Annotated in this window: 10 protein-coding genes and 1 tRNA gene; 10 read left to right on the top strand and 1 reads right to left on the bottom strand. The window is 56.1% G+C overall.

Annotated features, from left to right (window positions below):
* Positions 1–38 precede the first annotated feature (38 nt).
* The 6 genes from DRW39_RS17790 (at position 39) to DRW39_RS17765 (ending at position 13,345) form a co-directional block, all read left to right on the top strand.
* Entirely contained in the window at positions 39–776 is a 738-nt protein-coding gene (locus DRW39_RS17790) for a metallophosphoesterase (protein ID WP_116108432.1), read from the top strand.
* 99 nt (positions 777–875) lie between these two features.
* A tRNA-Gln gene (locus tag DRW39_RS17785) sits at positions 876–947 on the top strand.
* A 479-nt stretch (positions 948–1,426) separates the two neighbouring features.
* Positions 1,427–3,964 carry a response regulator gene (locus DRW39_RS17780; protein WP_198664933.1) on the top strand — a complete coding sequence of 846 codons (2,538 nt, stop codon included), beginning with the start codon at positions 1,427–1,429 and terminating at the stop codon, positions 3,962–3,964.
* Between the two features lie 548 nt (positions 3,965–4,512).
* Positions 4,513–7,668: a SusC/RagA family TonB-linked outer membrane protein gene (locus tag DRW39_RS17775; RefSeq protein WP_116108430.1), complete on the top strand. Its 3,156-nt coding sequence runs from the start codon at positions 4,513–4,515 to the stop codon at positions 7,666–7,668.
* 37 nt (positions 7,669–7,705) lie between these two features.
* On the top strand, positions 7,706–9,805 hold the full coding sequence (locus DRW39_RS17770; RefSeq protein ID WP_116108429.1) for a RagB/SusD family nutrient uptake outer membrane protein: 2,100 nt from the start codon (positions 7,706–7,708) through the stop codon (positions 9,803–9,805).
* A gap of 417 nt (positions 9,806–10,222) precedes the next feature.
* A complete protein-coding gene (locus DRW39_RS17765; RefSeq protein ID WP_116108428.1) occupies positions 10,223–13,345 on the top strand; it encodes an Ig-like domain-containing protein in 3,123 nt (1,040 codons plus the stop codon).
* Between the two features lie 198 nt (positions 13,346–13,543).
* On the opposite strand, the gene DRW39_RS17760 is transcribed toward DRW39_RS17765, so the two are convergent.
* Positions 13,544–15,190: an N-acyl-D-amino-acid deacylase family protein gene (locus tag DRW39_RS17760; protein ID WP_116108427.1), complete on the bottom strand. Its 1,647-nt coding sequence runs from the start codon at positions 15,188–15,190 to the stop codon at positions 13,544–13,546.
* Between the two features lie 205 nt (positions 15,191–15,395).
* On the opposite strand from DRW39_RS17760, the gene DRW39_RS17755 reads away from it, so the two are divergent.
* The 4 genes from DRW39_RS17755 to argC all read left to right on the top strand — a co-directional run bounded on the left by DRW39_RS17755 (position 15,396) and on the right by argC (position 21,456).
* Entirely contained in the window at positions 15,396–18,326 is a 2,931-nt protein-coding gene (locus tag DRW39_RS17755; RefSeq protein ID WP_116108426.1) for a T9SS type A sorting domain-containing protein, read from the top strand.
* Positions 18,327–18,652: 326 nt separating this feature from the next.
* On the top strand, positions 18,653–19,231 hold the full coding sequence (locus DRW39_RS17750) for a GNAT family N-acetyltransferase (protein WP_116108425.1): 579 nt from the start codon (positions 18,653–18,655) through the stop codon (positions 19,229–19,231).
* Between the two features lie 75 nt (positions 19,232–19,306).
* Positions 19,307–20,494: an argininosuccinate synthase gene (locus DRW39_RS17745; protein ID WP_116108570.1), complete on the top strand. Its 1,188-nt coding sequence runs from the start codon at positions 19,307–19,309 to the stop codon at positions 20,492–20,494.
* Positions 20,491–21,456, top strand: coding sequence for an N-acetyl-gamma-glutamyl-phosphate reductase (argC, locus tag DRW39_RS17740; protein WP_116108424.1), 966 nt, complete (start codon positions 20,491–20,493; stop codon positions 21,454–21,456). The genes DRW39_RS17745 and argC overlap by 4 nt, the downstream gene beginning before the upstream one ends.
* The last annotated feature ends 30 nt before the right edge of the window (positions 21,457–21,486 follow it).

Here is a 21,486-nt window from a genome sequence, read left to right as displayed (position 1 = left end):
GGCCGATGCTGTTATAAGGGTAATCATCCAGACTTTTCGTGGCGCTACGCATCATACAGATTACTGACCTCCACCTACTGGAAGCCGGACGGCTTCTTATGGGGCTGGACGTGGAGAAACGATTTCGGTCCGTACTGGCCGACGCGCGGGCCCTCGAGCCGGACGCTTACTTCCTTACCGGCGATTTCTGTGCCCACGAGCCGCAAGCCGGCGTGTACGACCGGCTTAAGAATTTGCTCGGTGATTTGGGGGTTCCCGTCTGTATTACCGCCGGAAACCACGATAGCCGGGAGATGCTGCGCCACGCATTTGATTTGGGCGGCGCAGCGCAGGATCCGATATATTACCACCGGCAAATAGGCGGCCGATCGTTTCTCTTCCTCGATACCAGCATGGGAATTGTAGATGACGCGCAGTTGGATTGGCTATCTGACCGGCTTGCCGCCTATCCGGAATCGGAAATTGTCATGCATCATCCTCCGGTACAACTGGGTATCCCCTTCATGGATGGAAAATACCCGCTCCGGGGTACCGAACGCTTACACGAAATACTGACCGCCGACGGCGTGACGCGCCGGATATTCTGCGGTCACTACCATTCCGTGCGTGTCGTGACGCACCGAAATCTTCAGGTATATCTCTGTCCCCCTACCAGTTTCTTTATCGATGCGCGGGCGGAAGAATTCTTGCTGCGGGAGCGCAACCCGGCCTATCATTACCTGGAATGGACCGACGATGGCGACTTCAGATGTGCCAATATCGTAGTCGCAGCCTAGCGGCAGGCAACTTCCATTTTCTTTTGGTGGTTACAAAAACAGCGCGCCGTTTGCGTGATTATCGGTTCTCATGTATATTTGCAGCCGCTAATGACAGTCAGACCCATGGTGTAATTGGCAACACAACAGATTTTGGTTCTGTCGTTCAAGGTTCGAGTCCTTGTGGGTCTACTAAATTACACGAGCAGCCAGCTTACGCTGGCTGCTTTTTTTATGCCCTGACCTCTGAGGTTGATCCATCGTAAAGGGCCCCTCACTTTGGCAAACGGTAGCAAATTTCATCATAAGCGGAGTAAAGGCAGGGAAAAGGGGGCGCAGGCATATATTTTGTGATTTATATTCGCTGGCCTTTCTCGGTACCCGCAATTATATTACATTGTAGTACCGGGTTCGAGCCCGTGCCCCCGCAGGCCTGAAGTTATTTTGAGTTTACGGGGCGCGTACGGAATGGGTCCGGGCCCATGGACAACGCTTAAGGATCAGCGCGACTTTAGTAGATTATGCACCCCCAAATCCTAACATTCGGTCGGAAGATTGAGGCAATTTGGTTGCTCGTATGCTGCTTTGGATTATGTACTACCGGTCTGTATGCTCAGAACCGGCACTTTAAAAAAATCGAGGACCTACGGGTCGGGCTGAATAGTCAGATTGTGGGTATAGCCCCGGATTCCATCGGCTTTATGTGGTTTGGTACCCAAAACGGATTGTACCGCTACGACGGAGAGAAGTTTGATGCTTACCCTCCACCGCTGCGGAAGGGATGGCCGATCGCCAGTAACCGGATTCGCAACGTTGTATCCGACGCGGATCGGCAGATATGGGCGCTGACCGCCGACCAACGCTACATCACTTATTCCTACGAACGGGATTCGTTTCGGCTCGCGAATCAAGCCAGCGTACCTCCGAGCGTTAAAGTGATGCTGGGGCTGTCCGCCAATGAGATAAACCGTACGAGACAGGTTGACGGTCTCCATTTCTTTATGGAGGGCAACCAGCTAAAAGCTACCGATGCTCGGAGGGAGCAGATTCAAGTAGAGTATCCTGATCCCAGTAAGTCCAGGCACCGCAGAGAGAATTTTGTCTCCTCCTTCTACGTCGATGATCATGCCGTATGGGTAGGTACGTGGGGCGGGAGAATCCTGAAGGCTACCCACAGCGTGCAACCCGGTGCGACGAAGGTGATCCTGTCTCAGCTCTATATATCCGGGAACGTGATCTCCCCCGGCCAGGAAGTATTCAAGCGGGTTGTCCTGGATAAAATGCTGTTCGTATCGGATAAGATCACGCTCGATCATCACCACCGGGACTTCGGTATCGATCTGCTGGCTTTATCGCAGGAATCCGGCGAACATACTTTTCAGTATCGCCTGCTTGGATACGAGAATAAGTGGCAGCCCGCCAGGGACCACGTCGACTTTTCGAAAGTTCCCTCCGGTTTGTACAAATTCGAAGCCAGAGCAGTGTCCCCCACCGGGAACACGTCCGAATCCGTGAGCCTGCGAATCACCATCAAGCCACCCTGGTACGCATCCCCAAGTGCCGTTGGCCTGTACCACTTATCGATGCTCTTCGGCCTGGTTTCCTGTGTGGCCTACCGGAATAAGCGTAGCCGGAAACGCGGACCCGGGAACACCAGGGATAGGAAGCGGGATGCGGACATAAGACAGAAACTCAGCGAGCAGCGACTCCGCTTGCCCCATATGGCCGGTAGGGCGCCTGGTCATCTACCGGCGAAGGTCGTTCCGCCCGACGTCGCGTCGGGGAGTCCGTTCGTGCGGAGCACAATCGACGAGACGGGCGGTCCGGCAAAAATGACCATGGATCCACCGCCGAAGGCCACGGAGCGAATCGCTGGCGGCGGACCGGCTTCGGAGATAGATATGACCCTGAATCCCACCCTGGACGATGTGATCGCCATCATTCGGGACGGGGTTGATCGCTACAGCCTCATGGCCAGATGCAGGAACGTGACCTTGAGCTTCGCCTCGTCCCGCCCCCTCCTTATGGGGCAGGTTGATGCGCCGAAATTGCGGCACATCGTTGAAAATCTGATCAGCCACGCGTTCAAGTACACACCTAACGGCGATGCGATCTTTGTAGAGGTGGAATTATCCGGCAGCTATCTGATTATCTCCGCGAAGAATCGGCGGTACGGCGTCAGGGATACCGACCGGAGCTGGGCGGACCTTCTGATAAGTGAACGGACGTCGGCTGATATGGGAGCCTACAGTGAGACAAACGATCTGCTAGCTCAGACGTACGTCAATCTACTAAATGGTACCGTCCACTATAAAAGCGAGCCGAATCAGGGTATTCGGGCAGAGATCAGGCTTCCGTACGAAGCGGGAGGTGCCATTGCTGATCACGCGGGCGAAGCGGAAATTTCGGAGCCATCGGCTGCTGGTGGACCCGGAGAAGGTGTGAGCAAGAGCGACAAGCGACCATCCGTCTTGATTGTTGAAGATGATCTGGAAATCAGGTACTACCTGCAGACGGAACTGGAGGAAGAATATCGTGTCCTCACGGCAGACAACGGAGTCGATGGCTTGAAAACCGCGCAAGAGGAACTACCGCAGTTGGTCCTTTCCGACGTCCTGATGCCTGGATTGGATGGTAACGCGATGTGTAAGCAACTTAAGCAAGCCAGTAAGACCAGCCACATTCCGGTAATCTTATTGACTGCCAAGAGGCAGGACCAAGACCACGTTGCCGGACTTAGCTCGGGTGCGGATGTTTACTTTTCCAAACCCTTCAACGTCACCGTGTTGAAGGCTCAGATTCGCAGTATGATAGCGAATCGTACCGTACTGCAGCCCGGACAAGCGGCCAGCAATACAGGGCCGGAAGAAAAGGGGCACAGTGAATTGGATAAGCGATTTATAAACAGCGCCGTCGAGGTCATCGAACGGCATATGGGAGATACCGCTTTCAATCCGGAACTACTGGCCGACCATCTACAGATTAGCCCCCGCCAGCTTTACCGTAAGCTGAATGCCATCTCGGGGAATACCGTTTCCGGCTTCATTATGCAGGTCCGGATGGAAAAGGCGGCGGATTTACTCAAGGATTGGCAGCTTAACGTATCGGAGGTTGCCTCGCGGGTAGGAATTTCCGAGGCTTCCAATTTCTCCCGGGCTTTCCGCAAGCATTACGGGTGCAGTCCGTCACGGTACCGGAAAGACCTGTAGTCCATCCCGTCCATGTAAGCGTTTCCCTATATGAGCAGGCAGATACCGGCCCTTCGCGATGAGGTTCGGAAAGCATCCGCGTGGCAATCCCCGCGTAGCCTGGAAATGTAGCGGACTGATGTTGTGAACGGCCCGGCTATGTGAACTGGCTTTTACCTGCGTTCACCGCAATTCATCTGTTGGAAAAATCGGGAAGTTACCCGGCCTGCAAGGTGGGGTGGCGATTCTGCAGGCGTGTTCCCGGCAAAAGTGCAACCGCTTTATAGCGGGTAGCGTCTACCGACGGGGGTAGGGCTGCCGGGAGATGGAGATTCTTGTACGAACAACATTTAAAATATTAAATGTTGACGATCGGCATTTTAAATTGTTATTGTGCGGTTTGGTGCGGTATTTGCAGTATTAGATAGGGATTGGCAGGCTGTGATAAGTATGGCGGAAAGTACTACGGGTACATTGTGACCCCAAGAAACTCAACGTTTACGCAGCCTGGCCGGGTAAGCGATTGAACCGGAAGGTTTATATATCCAAATGTTTGAAAAAGTTCGATCATGAAACAACCCCTACGTAGTTGTTTGTTATTTCTACCCCTTTTCCTCTTCGCTATAACGATAAGTGCACAAGAGAAAACCGTGACCGGAACGGTCAGTGATACGGATGGACTGACGTTACCGGGAGCCACGGTGCTCGTTCAGGGTACGAGCCGCGGCACCCAGACAGACTTTGACGGCAACTTTTCGCTGGATGTCAGTACGGGGGCCGTCCTGGTTTTCAGCTATGCCGGCTACGCCCCGACGGAAGTGACCGTTGACAATCGATCTACTTATGATGTCGTCCTGCAATCCGATGCCACGATATTGGATGAGGTAGTCGTCGTCGGCTATCAGACGCAAAAGAAATCCGATGTGACCGGTTCCGTAGTGAGCGTGCAGGCCGACGAGCTGACCACGCAGCCGGTGAATAACGCCTTCGAGGCGCTGCAGGGCAAAGCCGCCGGTGTGGATATCACCAGCAGCCAGCGTCCGGGAACGATCGGTTCCATACGCATTCGCGGGAATCGCTCCCTGACCGCGAGCAACTCTCCACTATTCGTGGTAGACGGTATCCCCCTCCTGTCGGCATCCGCTATTGAGACCATTAACCCCCGTGACATTGAGTCCATCAATATTCTGAAGGACGCGTCCGCTACGGCCATTTACGGTTCTCGCGGAGCGAACGGTGTCGTGATCGTCACCACCAAACAGGGCCAAAGCGGGCGGTTCCAGCTCAATTATTTTGGTACGGTTACGACGTCCAATATTGTAGACCGGGCCCCCTCCATGAGTGCCCAGGAGTTCATTCGTTTTCGCCGCTGGGCGGCCTATAACCTGGACCCGGACACCTACGCCCACCCCGATAATCCGACCCTGGAAAACGACCGGACGATATTTGACAGCCCCCTCGATGGGCAAACGAGCCGGGACAACGTGCTACAGGGCTGGGAGAACGGGACGTTCAATCCCGACCTCGTGGAAAATACGAACTGGACCGACTTCGTGACGCGTACGGGAGTCGTGCAGGAGCATACCCTGAGCGGGAGTGGCGGCACGGAGAAACTGCGGGCCTACGGTTCGTTCGGCTATCTGAATAACAAGGGCACGCAGCGCGGTCAGTCTTACGAGCGGTTTACCACCAAGGTGACCACGGATATCACGCCCATACCCTGGTTCCAGATAAACGCTACGATGAACGTGTCCTACAGCGAACAGGATTACGGCTTTTCCACTCTGGGCGGGCGGAGCAATTCCGTACCCGATGCCATTTACGGGGCGGCCAGCTCGATTTATAATATGGCCGTTCCCTTCGATGAAGCCGGCAATCCCGTAATCAACCCGGGCGGGGAGAGCACCATCTACACCATCGTAGACGAGTGGAACCGGAGCACGCAAATGTCCGAAACCCTGCGGGCGCTGGGTAGCCTCTCCGCTACCTTCAATGCCGGAGAAGTCTTCGCACCTCTGGAGGGACTGAGCTACCAATTCCGTTTCGGTCCGGATTTCCGCTACGGAAGGGAGGGCGTCTACATAGACGGTACCTCAGCGCACAAGATCAACTCCGACGGATCGGAAGGGGCCAGTTACGCCCGGCTTAACAACCGCCGGGATTTCTCGTGGACCCTGGATAACATGCTGTTCTACAATAAGACCCTGGGGGGAAAGCACGACGTAGGGTTCACCCTGCTGCAAACGGCTTCCAGCTGGAACATCGAGAACATGGGCATGTCAGCTAATAACATTCCCCTCTCTTCCATGCGGTGGAACAACTTCGGAGTACTCGACCTCACCAGTTCCGAGAACTCGGTAGGTATTTCCTCCGGTCTGAACGAGCGGCAGCTAAGTTCCTACATGGTCCGTATGAATTACGGATTTAATAACCGCTACCTCCTTACGGTGTCCGGTCGCTGGGACGGAGCCTCCCAGCTAGGGGAAGGCCGCAAGTGGGACTTCTTCCCATCCGCGGCGCTTGCCTGGAAAATTAAGAACGAAGATTTCCTGGCGGACTCGGATAAGATCACCGAGTTAAAACTGCGGGTTGGCTACGGAAAGACCGGAAACTCGGCCGTTGCTCCCTACGCTACCATCGGCGACATCCGGTCCATCTTCCTCCCCTTCAACGGTCTGAGTAATCAAATAGGCTACACGACCAACGAACCCTACTATTCCAGCAGCCAACTTAGCCTCGCCAACCCCAACCTGGGTTGGGAAACCACCTCACAGTATAACGTGGGGGTTGACTTCGGGCTCCTGCGGAACCGGATCTACGGTAGCCTGGATGCCTACGTATCCAAGACCTCCGATCTGTTGCTTTCCGTGAATATTCCTACCCTGACGGGCTTTCCGTCCACGATTGCGAATATTGGTAGAACGTCCAATCAGGGCGTCGAACTCAGCCTAACCGGAACGCCGATCCAGGCACCCAACTCCTTCTTCTGGGAAACCAACTTCAACGGTGCCTGGCAGAAAGACCAGATCGAAGAACTGGCTTACGGAAAGAACGATATGGTCGATAACGGTTGGTTCATCGGGGAGCCGATCGGGGTAATGTATGGATACGACAACCGCGGTATCTGGCAGGATACGCCGGAGGACCTGGCCGAAATCGCCAAATGGAATGAGAACGGCTATGACTTTACGCCCGGCAATGTTCGCCCCCGCGACATCAATGGCGATTACGAAATGACGATCGACGACCGGGTGCTGCTCGGGAATACCGCGCCGCGGTGGACGCTGGGATGGACCAACACCTTCGGGTACAGGGGTATAGAGCTCGGTATCTTCCTCTATTCCCGCCTGGGCTACAACAGCTCACTGGGCGGACAGGCCCTGACCGCGCACAGCAATCAACGGGAAGTTGACTACTGGACGCCGGATAATCCGGATGCTGAATTCCAGAAGCCCATCCTCGGCCAGGCAACTTCCGGTTCCCAGGATGATTTCTCGGGACTGCTCGGTATAAAGAAAGCCGGATTCGTCAAAATCCGCTACATCAATCTGGGGTACAGTCTGCCCGAGCAGCTGAGCACCAAATACGGGATCAGCAATATGAAGATATATATCCAGGCACTGAATCCGGGAAGTATCTACCAAGCCGTCGACTGGTACGACTACGATGTCAACAATACCATTTTCAACCGCAGCTTCGTCGTCGGTCTGAACCTGGGAATTTAAAGAGCCAATCCATATCTCGGATTTAAAAATAAATATCATGAAAACGAATTTCATCATACGGGTCGGGGCGGTAACCCTCGCCTTCGCTAGCGTACTTATATCATCCTGTTCAGAAGATTTTCTCGATGAGGAATTGACCACCGCCTATTCTACCGAGTACTTTGAAACCGCCGAGGGATTGGAGGATCTGGCTATATCCCTGTATGGCAACCTGCGTTGGCACTTTGGTTACGAATGGGCTTACGGCACGACCCTGTACGGTACGGACGAGTTTACCAATGCCAACGACCTAACCAATGAGATGTGGAATACGTACGATAATCGCCTGGGTCCGATCGGCGCGACCCCGGCCACCGGCGCGGCCAATAATAATGCCACTTCGCCCGCTTCTCTCTGGGATCAATTGTATTACGGTATTTCATCGGCTAACCTGATCATCGCCAACGCCGACAACATCGACAACGAGGTCATTAAAAAGCGCTCGCTGGCCCACGCCTACTTTCTGCGCGGGTATAATTACTATCGGCTTACGGCCCAGTACGGCGGCGTCGTTCTCCAGCTCGAACCGGCTACGGGGGTAGTCCGCAACTTCACCCGCTCCTCCGAAGAAGAGTGCTGGGCACAGGTGATCTCGGATTTACGCAATGCCTACGACAACTTTGAGGGCGAAGAATTTACCTACGGAAAAGGCATCACCTGGACGAAGGCTACGGCGGCGCACTACCTGGCCAAAGCCCTTCTATTTCGGTCGTCGGAAAGAAACAGCGACTGGAACGCGGCTTACGTCGATGAGGATTTGGCGGAAGCCATTGAAGTATGTTCCTACGCCATCGGCGCTCGTGCCCTGACGGATGAATACCGTGACCTGTACGCTAACTGGACGGGCGTTGACAGTGAGATCGAACAGCTGGACGAGATACTCATGGCTGCCGGGCATAACGCGGATGAGTCCACATCGGGACGGTTTGGAAACCGGACCTACAACTACTTCACTCCCCAATTCTCGAATTTCTCCGGTGGTTGGGTAAGACGGGGTGTCTGGATCGGCGGTATGGACTTCCAGCGTCTTCGGCCGACGGAGTATACCTATGCGGTTTTCGATCACGTGAACGACTCCCGCATGTGGAAAACCTTCAAGACCGTATACGGCATCAATAACATCATCGATCCGGAGCTCGATCTGGAGCTCGGTGATCCCGGCATCGTCATGATCCTGAATACGATGGACGATAATACCTACGACGGGTACACCTTCGGTGCATCGGTCCAAAATCCGACCTGGCAGGATGACGCCGGTCGTCTTGCGGAGTGGGAGTACGGAGAGCGTCAAACTCCTACTTCGGGTGAACTGACCGATACCGTCGGGCAATTCGTTCCGAACTCCCTGGTACTGTACCAAAATGGCGAGTACGTATCGGCGGAATTCAAGTCGACGCCTATTTCTAATTTCTTCGCCGGCATCAATAAAACGGACGACGGCTCCCGCTTCGCGGAGAAGGGGGACGCGCACCGCGACGTAACCATGGCACGGATAGCGGAAACTTACCTGCTCCGAGCCGAGTGCTACGCCCGGCAGGGGAATTATTCGGCGGCTATGGATGACATTAATGTCATACGCGAAAGAGCGGAGTGGAAAGAGGGGGAAAACCGGTCCTACTACATCGACGGTTCGGTCGCTTTCGAGAATAATTCGCTGAACACCGAATCCGCGGCTGATAATTACATCAATTCCAACCTCAACATGAATACCTATTACCTGTCCAATCCGGATTTAGAGGTAACGACGGCCGCGTCCGATTTGACCCTAAGCTCGTTCCCCGAAAACTTACCGGCGGAAGATGAAGCGGTACTGGAGGCCGTAGGGGCGTCTACTCCATATGAGCGGGCGCTGCATTTCATACTGAATGAAAGAACGCGGGAATTACTGGGCGAATGGCAGCGTTGGGAAACACTTTCGAGAACCGGAACCCTTATTCAACGGGCCCGGGCATTCAATCCGGAAGCCGCCGCGGGCATTCGGGAAAACAAGCACGAATTACGTCCCATTCCCCAATCCTTTATTGACGGCCTCCTGAACGAAGACGGATCCAACCTAAGCGAAGAGCAGCGGGCGATCTGGCAAAACCCCGGATACTAATCACATCAATGCAAATTTCCCTGGCCCGCGTCCGTTATGCGACGCCGGTCAGGGGATTTTTATTACCAACTATCAGAGTCATATATGCTGCTACCTCCTCTTTAATGATTATTCGCGCATCCCACGCCTTAATGAAATAGCGCAATAGCTAATCGGGCTTCTGCAAGCCGGTCGATTACTGGCTTCGCCTGCTCTGATCGCTGTCGCCCGTAGCCCGAATTGCCGGTGCGGCAACAAAATTTTGCTCCTTAAGCGCTTTTCCCCGTATTGCCTTTTCGATCGACTTCAGATCATCCAGCAAAACACATTTTAATTGGAAGGCTGATTTTCTTTTACGTCATCACATCCATTTTCTGCCATTGCCCCTCATGGGGCATCGTGCGGCATTATCCAAAAACCCACTTAATTAAGTCAGACATGCAAAAAACAGTTCAAATCTTTATTTACACCTTATCCCTGCTGATGATAGGCGCTCCCGCCTTCTCGCAGCAACGGGTGATGGAAAAACTGAACCGTGGCCTGGTCGCGCTGGAGAGCGATGACGGGGTCTTCCTAAGCTGGCGGAGGCTGGTTTCGGACGCGGAAGACGTTTCCTTCCGGTTATACCGCGACAATACCCTGATCACGGCGGAGCCGCTCACGGACGTCACGAACTACGTAGATGCCGCGGGCACCAGCGATGGATACTATCACATCGAAGTTCTTTCCGGCGAAGAGGTAATGGAAACCTCGGATGCCGTGGTCGTGTGGGGAAATGGCTACCGGGAGATCCCTTTACAGACACCAGAGGGGTATACACCCAACGATGCCGCCGTCGCCGATCTCGATGGCGACGGAGAATTCGAGATCGTAGTGAAAATGGAAGGTTCCAGCAGGGACAACTCCCAGAGTGGCTTCACCGATCCGGTCTACCTGCACGCCTACAAAATGAACGGCACGCATATGTGGAGCATCGACCTGGGGGTGAACATTCGCGCCGGCGCTCACTACACCCAGTTCATGGTTTATGACCTGAACGGAGACGGAATGGCCGAGGTGGTCTGTAAGACGGCTCCGGGTACCAGGGACGGGGCCGGGGAATACCTGAGCGACGGTATTGCCGGCGACGACGACGACGCTGCGGACTACCGCAATGACTCGGGCTACATCCTGGACGGACCAGAGTACCTGACGCTTTTCGAAGGAGCTACCGGCGAAGAAGTGTCCACGGTCGAGTACGTTCCCGTACGCGGCAACGTGAATGATTGGGGGGATGGTTACGGCAACCGCGTCGATCGTTTCCTGGCGTGCGTTGCTTATTTCAATGACCTGCCCAGTGTCGTGATGGCCCGCGGCTACTATACCCGAACCGTACTGTCCGCCTGGGATTACGTAGACGGAGAGCTGGTCCAACGCTGGATATTCGACTCCGACGCGGAAGGAACCGGCCAGGATGGCAATGACCTGAGCCTGTACGCCGGACAGGGCGCGCACAGCCTGACGGTCGGCGATGTGGATGATGACGGGCTCGACGAGATCATGTACGGAGCGATGGCCGTCGACCACGACGGAACGGGACTCTACACAACGGGAAACAACCACGGCGATGCTACCCACCTCGGAGATTTCCTTCCGGATCGACCCGGACTGGAGTTCTACATGCCGAGTGAATCCGCCTATTCCGTAAATCAAGTGACCGGTGATCGAATTCCCGGCGTGTACGTACGAGATGCAGCCGATGGGACCATTGTCTGGCAAAAAGACGTATCGGAATCCGCGGATATCGGCCGGGCCATGGTAGCGGACATCTCCGCGGAACACGAAGGCGCCGAGTTCTGGGCGTCGAGCGGATTGGGGATCTACGACGCCAACGGCGACCAGATCGAGCGGACCACTGGAGGTCCCTCCATCAATTTTGCTTCCTGGTGGGATGGCGATCTGCAGCGGGAGCTGCTCGACGGAAATACCATCAATAAGTATACCCCCGATATGCAGACCATTTTGCTGCAACCGGCCGATGTGCAATCTAATAACGGATCGAAAGCCAATCCCGCACTCAGTGGAGATATCATCGGTGATTGGAGAGAGGAGGTGATATGGCGAACCTCCGACAACCAGAGCTTACGCATTTACTCCACGACCATACCGACCGAGCATTCTTTCTATACGCTCTTGCAGGACCCCCAGTACCGGCTTGCCCTGACCTGGCAGAACGTGGCCTACAACCAGCCCCCGCACACGAGTTTCTATCTCGGGGGTGGAATGGAGGAGCCACCCGTCCCGAATATTACCTACGCCATGGCGGCTGTCTCCCCCCGCATCCAGATCACCAACCCGGTGGTCAATAGCGCTACTCCACAGGGCAATAGCATCTACGTGACGGTAAACGTGGAAGGGTTGCCGGAATCCGCTATCGTTTATCTGAGCAGCGACGGGAAACTGCTGGCTTCCGACGACGAAGCGCCATACGTCATGAACCTGGACACGCTATCCAGTGGGACCTATAACCTGACGGCCTGGGCATACGATGCGGACTCCAACATAGTGGAATCCTCGCCGGTGTCCATCGAAGTGAATCTGGGAGAGCCCACGATAATGCTTACCTCACCCGAAGAAGGTGCCGTATACCGCGTGGAGGACCGGATTGCCATGACCGTTGATGCGCGTGACGAGAATGGTTCCGTCGAACAGGTTACCTACTATTTCGGGAGCGAGGAAGTGGCCACGGTCACCGAGGCTCCGTATTCCGCCGAGGTGGATAATCCGGGCTACGGTATGTTCGAGGTATGGGCTGTCGTAACGGATAATGACGGATTGAAGGACACGTCGTCCCGTCGTTCCATCTCCGTTGGTGAGTCTACCATCATTCAGGAGACGGATGACGGATTTTGTGGATTTTTGAATCTCGGCACCATAGATAATAACAACGAGGGTTTCACGGGAGAAGGATTCGCGAATACCGAGAATGCCGTGGGTGAAGGCGTTTCATACCACATCAGTATCCCGGCCGAAGGGAATTATCAGTTTTTCTGGCGGTATGCCAGCTCGGGGCAGCGTAGTGCGACGCTTTCGGTCGGTACGGTCGTCACCAGTGATACCTTAACCTTTGCCAGTACCGACGGCTGGACCACCTGGCGTATGGAATCTTCCGAAGTCCTGAATCTTCCCGCCGGTAATTACGAGGTCAAGGTCACCGCTACTTCGGGAAGCGGTTTGGGGAATATCGATTACATGGAAGTGCTGGCCTTCAGTGAGAACGGCGTGGATGCCCTTTCCTGCGATATGCTCGATAATGTCGACCGGGTACCTTACGGCGTCGAAAGTGACGTGAATGTTTATCCGGTGCCCGCCTCCAATCTGGTTAACCTGGAAATGAAGGATCCAGATACGCAGATTACCCGACTGACGCTCTACGGTTTCGCAGGTAATCGACTGTATACGAGGGAATACTCGACCAATAAGGTCGCGTTGGACATCAGCCACCTGCAGTCCGGTGCCTATATGGCGGAATTGGAAACCAATTCCGGGCAGAGGTACATCAAGCGCTTTATCATCAACTAATCGCGTGGCCCGCCCGCGGGCCTGAATGATGGCAGAGCCTGTTCGCGCTTCGATCGGTCAACCCTTGTGGTGGCCCTCGAAGCCCGGACAGGCTCTGGTCGTTTAGGTCCAGACCCTTTTCCACGAGCTTGGAAGACTCACTTGCCTACACGATCGTATTCCAAACGCACGGAAAGCTTGACTTGGCAATTGAAATACTTACCGATTACCCGTGTACCCCGGTCCACGCACGAAGCGACCGCAAGCATTGCCGGTGGCCTCGCCATTCTCCAAGGAGATGCATCCGTTTACGATAACGTCGCGCACGCCGGTGGCGTACTGATGCGGCTCGGCGAAGGTGGCGCGATCACCGACGGTATTGGGATCAAAGATGACGACGTCGGCAAAGTAGCCGGGCTTGAGTTGACCCCTTCGCTGTAGTCGCAGGTTTTCGGCGGGCAGGGAGGTGAGCCGGCGAATACCCTCTTCCAGCGGGAACAGCCTGAGGTCGCGGCTGAAGTGACCGAGTACCCGGATAAACGATCCGTAAGCCCGGGGGTGGGTGCTCCGCTCAACGAAAATGCCCGAATTGGTGTAAGCGCCGGCGTCGGAGCAGAAGCTCATCCAGGGCTGCTGCATTTTTCGATTGATATTTTCCTCCGACATGGAAAAGTAGACGACCTGGATCCGGCTATCGTCTTCGTGGATCAAATCGACGACTGCTTGCTGCGGAGACACGCCCCTTTCTATAGCAATCTCACTGAGCCGCCAGCCCGTATATCGCCGCAAGGCGGGGTTTTTGAATCCGACAAAGAGAATGCTTTCGGGCGGATTTCGGAAGGTGATCTGCCGCACGACCCGTTGCCGGACGCCGGGGTCTCGGAGACTGTCGAGCATGCTATCGACGCCCTGCTTGCGTACCCACTCGGGCAGTTGTACGTGAAGCCCCGTCGAACTGGCATTGTAGGTGTACATATCCGCCGTGATGGGAAGTCCTTCCGCACGGACGCGGTCGATCCACCGGATGACACTGTCCAACTTTTCCCAATTTTGCTCGCCGCTGGACTTCAAGTGGTAGATTTCGGCGCGGGCCCCGGAGTTTCGACTTATGGTCATCAACTCCTGTACGGCCGCGTACAGATCATCTCCCTCGTTGCGGATGTGGGAAATGTACATCCCCCCGTGATCCGCGGCTTCCCGGGCAAGGGCCGTCAGCTCTTCAGTGCCAGCGTGCATACTCGGTGAGTAGAGTAGGGAAGAAGATACGCCGACGGCTCCCTCTTTCATGGCTTCGGCCAGGAGCCGGCGCATTTCGTCCAATTCTTCCGGGGTGGCCTCGCGGGCCTCGTAGCCGATCACGTGCTTACGCAGGGTGCCGTTGCCAACGAAGGACGCCACGTTCACGCTGACACCTTTTGCCTCCAGGTGTTGAAGGTATTCGCCCAGCGTAGTCCAGGTGACGTCGTAGCGAAGGTCCTGCTGGTCATCTTGCATCTCGCGTTTCATACGCTCGTTAAGCGGGCCCATGGAACTTCCTTCGCCCATCACTTCCAGGGTCACTCCCTGGCGGAGATCGCTCTGGCCCCGACCGTCGACCAGTAGGGCTTCGTTAGCCCAGCTGAGCATGTTGATGAATCCGGGAGCTACGGCCATGCCTTCGGCGTCCATGATCCGGTCGGCCGTACCGAGTTTTTGACCAATAGCGGCAATGGAGTCCCCCCGGATCGCCAGGTCGGCACGCAGGGGTGGCGCGCCCGAGCCATCGTATAACAGACCATTGCGGATAATCAAATCGAAGGTATCCTGGGCCACAAGCACGTGGGTGAATAGAAAGAATAGAGCGGTCAGGGGGAAGCAGTGCGGCATGGGGCGAAGTCGGGTCCATCTCAAGATACGCCGGGGGCAGTTGGTTACCTCATAGCCAGCAATGAGGGGTTTCTTATATTGTCCGACCGACGCCGTCAGCCCAAAAATTTTCTTTTTCTTGTAGGGTAAGTGTAATATTGACCCGATGGATTGATCTCGCCGATCGACCTGCCACTGGGGACTTCCCGACCATTAAACATCCGCTATGCCAAAAATTTTACTTTCAATCGGGTTGCTGTTTACGGCGCTCGCCGTACAGGCGCAAGTCGTGTACGTAGACGCCGATGCCACCGGCGCCAACAACGGAAGCTCGTGGGCCGACGCCTATTCCGATCTGATGATGGCACTCGACAGTGCCGATGCGGGGAGCGATCTGTGGATTGCCGCCGGTACCTACGTAACGCCGGACACTTCGGCCTTTTTCATCGACCGGGAGCTATCGCTCTACGGAGGATTCGCCGGTACCGAAACGGAAGCTACCGCCGCCGACCCCGCGGCGAATGTCGTCGTACTCAGTGGGGACATCGACGGTAACGATATAGCCGGCAGCTACGACAGCTTGCTGGCCGTAGACAACAACCGCGTACTCGAAATCATCGATACGGCGGCTACCAGTCGGTTCACCGTTACCATTGACGGCGTAACGATCAGCCACGGCGTGATCGCTGCAGACTTTCCGGGCGATACGACGCTGATCCCCTACGCGGGCGGCGGCATTTATTCGGAAGCCAAAACGGCCATCAGCCGGACCGTCTTCACCGATAACCGAGCTTCGTTCGGATCCGCTACGGCCCAACTTTTTGCCACCGCCATCGGCTCATCCTTTGATAATATTACGAGCGAGGGAAACCATATCGATATGGCTGGCGCGCACTACGTCCGGGCAACCGATTCGATCAGCTTCACGAACAGTTCGTTTACCGGCACCAACGGAACCAACCCATCCTCTGGCTTCATTGAAGTCAACCAGGCAAACAACCTGATGGTAGACAATTGTAGCTTCTCCAACCTGCAAGGATCGGCATCCGCTTCCGGAGCCGCTATCCTGTTCATCAACAGCATCCGCCATCGCATATCCAATTCCACCTTTACGAACCTTTCGGCTTATACCGGTGGCGCTCTATATGCAACGATCGATGGCAGTTTGGCTCCGGGCCTGCCGGCGAATATGATGGATTTCGTAGTCGAGGACTGTACCTTCGACAACGTAACCTCCGAGGCCTGGGGGGGCGCCATCTTCCTGAATAACATGAGCCACCGGATTACCGGAAGCAGCTTCACGGACGGTGCCGGTGCCGTTTCCGCCGGTCTGGGCGGCGCGCTCTACTTTCAAAACAGCAGTACGCAACGCGTCTTTGAGGCGTACGTTGACGACTGCCAGTTCCTGCGCAACGTGTCCGGCGGAGCTGGTGGGGCCATTTTCTACTTTGCCGACACCATGGATGTAAGCATCAGCAATAGCCTGTTTCAGGCCAATTCCAGCGGCGGCGCCGGCGGGGCTGTGTTTATCCAGGGTACCGCGGGGGTAAGTACGACCGAAACCATGGTTACGAACTGTGATTTCTTCAGTAACTCAGCTCCATCCTTCGGCGGAGCCGCTCTCTTCCTGTCGGAAAAGGCTACGGTCGCCCACTGCGAATTCACCAATAATCAATCCAATAACGGGTCGCTTTACCTAGGTTCGGGGGGAAAGACTTTCCGGGTCGTAAAGAGTCACTTTAACCGAAACGGTGGGGCTTCAACGGGTCCGAGCATGGTTCGCGGGGCGGCCATCTGGGCCGGGCTCGATGCCGGCATCCTACCGGATACGGTCATGATCGATAGCTGTAAATTCGAAGGAAACACCGTAACGAGTGACGAATTCATCAGTGGAGGCGGCGCTATCTACGCATCGGGCAACGCCGGACTTAACCCCCTGATGGACATCCGGAACTCGGCCTTTCTCGGGAATACGGCGAGCGAAGCGGGGGGCGGTGCGATTGAAGTCGTGAACGGCCTCGATCTACGCGTCTATAATACGGACTTTCTGGGCAACTCCGGCGCCTCGGCGGGGGGAGCCATTAACTTCACCCGGACGGTGGTACGGGATACCATCGATAATGTCCCTATCGTGTTCTACAACACGGACGACGAGCCCCGGCTAACGATTGAACGCGGACTGTTCGTAGTCAACTCCACAGAAGGACAGGGGGGTGCCATCAACCTCTTCAGCAGTTCCATCGATATGCGCAATTCGCTGCTCATCGGCAACCGCGTTGAAGTAGGCGGCGGCAGCGGCGGTGGCCTGATCATTAACGGCAGTAATATCGTTGGTGCCGAGCTTGACAATTACCTGGTCAACAATACCTTCTACAACAACCTCGACGCGGGAAGCCCGGCTACGAACGACAGCCCGGCCTCCGTCGGAAACGCCGTGGCCCTCTACCAGCCCGGCGGTACGAATGCCGATACCAATTCCATTACCCTGACGCTGCAGAACAACGCCTTCGTAATGGAAGCCCGCGATGAGGAAAGCCTCGGGTTTGAAGAGAACGTAGGCGATACCGAAGACGAAACCGGTTTCGGAGCCATCAGCGTCATCTCCTTGGGTGGTAACTTCTTCAACAACGAGCTATCCGACTACTTGGAATTCACGACCGAGCAGGACATCGTGGATACGGATGTATCCTCCGAAGACATCTTCGTCGATCCATTACAGGACGACCGGGAGTCCGAATATCCGAACGTCGAATTGCTGGATGTCGCCGGTAATCCCCTCGTCGATGCCGGGACTACCGGTGAACTCGTTCCCGAAATCGACCTCTACGGAAATACGCGGGATGAGCTACCGGATATCGGTGCATTGGAGCTGGGTAGCGTCGCTCCCGTCGGCGTGGCCGAACCGATCGAACGGAGCGGACTGGACTTCGAGTTCTTCCCCAACCCCGCCGTCGAAGCGTTGAATATCATCAACCGCGACGCCGGCGTCCGTGACTTTACCGTTCTGCTTTCCGACGCACAAGGTCGGTTAATCAGCAGTCGGCGCTACAACGGAGAACGCAACGTGCTGCCCGTCAGCCAGCTACCCGCCGGGGTTTATAACCTGACGCTGATCGTAAACCAGCAAGTTTACAGCAAGCAGTTCCTAAAGCGGTAACCATTGGTTACTCGTCGCTTGGAGCCGGGCCGTCCTACGTAGGGTGGCCCGGCTTCTTTATTTACGGTCGCTAATGAAAAAGCATTTTACCTGCGCCCCGCCGCAAAATGAACTCCGGGGGTCCCTTATCGTATTATTTACCCTAACTTTGCAGCATGCAACAGGTATCGACCCGCATCCGTCTCCTTAGGCGAAGGATTTAATACGCTTTCCGTCCCGTCCGGGACCCGGAAGCACTGGCTGTGACAGCCACCCTCCTCCCGATACCCCATTTCCAATTACCCCAACGACCCGATTCTCCACCGGTCGTGCTTTTCTCCCCTCCTATGCAAATCAAGATACTGGTTGCCCAGCCGGAACATACCGTGTTCGCCCGGGCCATTTGTGACCTGATCGAAGAATCCGCCAAGGCGCGCGGCACCGGAATCGCCAAGCGGAGGCCGGAATACGTGGAAGAAAAGATGCTTACCGGTAAGGCCATCATTGCACTGGTCGACGGTGAGATTGGCGGGTTCAGCTACATCGAGACCTGGGAGCACGGCAAGTACGTGGCCAATTCCGGCCTGATCGTCAACCCGGCATTTCGTCGCCACGGACTGGCGCGTCGTATCAAGGCCGCGATCTTTAAGCTGTCCCGCACGAAGTATCCCGAAGCGAAGATCTTCGGGATCACCACCAGCCTGCCGGTCATGAAGATCAACAGCGACCTGGGCTACCGCCCCGTCACCTTCAGCGAACTGACCCAGGACGATGCCTTCTGGGGCGGCTGCAAAACCTGCCCGAATTACGATATCCTGGAGCGCAATCAGCGCCGGATGTGCCTGTGCACCGCCATGATGGCCCCCAGCGCCGTGGAAGCCAAAAAGATGGAGGTGGACCTGACCGATATGATCGTGGAAGGCTAAGGATAGACGATTTACGATATTTGATTTACGATGTACGATTGGGGGACCGCTCCCAGTCCCAAAACCAGCATAATTTTGAAGAAGATCGTTCTGGCTTACTCCGGTGGCCTCGATACCAGTTTTTGCGTCAAATACCTCACCGAACAGGGCTACGAGATTCACGCCCTGACGGTAGATACCGGTGGATTCTCCGCGGAGGAGATCAAGGAAATGGAAGCCCGGGCCCTGCGCCTCGGCGCTGCCTCCTACAAGAGCGTCGACGTTACGGGTGAATACTACGACGAGTGCCTGCGGTACCTGGTATACGGAAATTGCCTGCGCTACCAGACCTACCCGATGTCAGTGAGTGCCGAACGCATGTTCCAGGCCATGACCACCGCGCGCTACGCCGTGGAGATCGGCGCCGACGGGGTCGCCCACGGAAGTACGGGGGCCGGTAACGACCAGGTACGCTTCGACCTCGCCTTTGAACTGAGCGGTAAGGAGCTGGAGATCATCACGCCCATACGCGACCTGAAGCTGTCGCGGCAGGAGGAAGTCGATTTCCTGGCCAAGCACGGTTTGCAGTGGCCGGAAAAAAAGGGTACGTACAGCATCAACGCCGGTCTTTGGGGCACCTCCGTCGGCGGAGCGGAAACGCTGACCAGCAACAAGCCGCTTCCCGAGGACGCCTGGCCGGTGCAGGTCACCGAGACCGAGGCCCGCAAGCTGGATCTTCACTTCACGGAGGGGCAGTTCACCGGCTTTGACGACCAGGAGTTCGACGGGCCCGTAGCCGCCATAAAGGCCCTGGAAAAACTGGCCGCCCCCTTTGGCATCGGGCGGGACGTACACGTGGGCGATACCATCATCGGCATCAAGGGCCGGGTAGGATTTGCCGCGGCAGCCGCGGTGCTTATCATCAAGGGGCATCACCTACTGGAAAAGCATACGCTGGGCAAGTGGCAGCTCTTCTGGAAGGAGCAACTGAGCAACTGGTACGGCATGATGCTGCACGAGGGGCAGTTCCTGGACCCGGTCATGCGCGACGTGGAGGCCTTCCTGGAAAGCTCGCAGACCACGGTGAACGGCACGGTACACGTTACCCTGCATCCGCACCGCTTCCAACTCGATGGCATCACCTCCAACGACGACCTGCTGGGCGCTGGCTTCGGTTCCTACGGGGAGATGAATAAAGGCTGGTCGGGCGAGGACGTCCGCGGCTTCACCAAGATCATGAGCGTCCCCGGGCGCATCCGTAACGCGGTACAAGACAAGAAATGAAACGGATAGGCATCATCGGCGGGGGAGGATATACGGCCGGCGAGTTACTACGCATCCTGGTGAACCACCCCGGGGTAGAGATCGCCTTCGTGGAAAGCGGCAGCCAGGCGGGAAAGGCCGTCACCGAAGTACATGACGACCTCATCGGCGACACGGACCTTCGGTTTACCGGTTCTTCCGGCACGGCCCTCGGCGAGGTGGATGTCATCTTCCTCTGCATGGGACACGGCAAGTCGCGCGGCTGGGTGGAAGCGCACCGCCCGAAGCAGAGCCAGTTGGTGGTCGACCTGAGTACCGACTACCGAATGGACGAAAGCTGGGTCTACGGTCTGCCCGAAATTAATCGGGAAGCCATCAAGGGGGCAAAACGCATCGCCAATCCCGGGTGCTTCGCCACGGCCATCCAGCTGGCGCTGTTACCCCTGGCCGCAGCCGGACTCGCCGAGGGAGAAGTACACGTCAACGGCATCACCGGCAGCACGGGCGCTGGACAAAGTCCGTCCCCGACTACCCACTTCAGCTGGCGGAACGCCAACGTAAGTGTATACAAAGCCTTCGATCACCAGCACCTGGCGGAGATTGGCCGCAGCGCCGGGCAGGTCGGACGGGTAGCAACCGATAACATCCATTTCCTCCCCGTCCGCGGCCCCTTCGCCCGTGGTATTCTAGCGACCTGCTACCTGGAAACGGATCGCTCCGAAGCGGAACTACGGCAGAACTTCCGCGACTTCTACCAGGGCGCCGCCTTCACCCACGTCACCGACGAAACGATCAACCTGAAGCAGGTGGTCAATACGAACAAGGGCCTCGTGCAGGTCGAAAAGCACGGCAGCAAAGTGCTCGTCACCTCAGCCATTGACAACCTCCTGAAGGGCGCCAGCGGTCAGGCCGTACAGAATATGAATCTGGCCCTCGGCCTGCCGGAAGACCAGGGACTCAGGCTTAAGGCCTCGATGTTTTAGGCTCGGTCGAACTCGGCGGACGAAGCCGCA

This window comes from Lewinella sp. IMCC34191 (genome assembly GCF_003390935.1).
GTDB lineage: Bacteria > Bacteroidota > Bacteroidia > Chitinophagales > Saprospiraceae > Neolewinella.
Note: the sequence above shows the minus strand (reverse complement) of the source record. Positions and strands in the feature narration are given on the sequence as shown.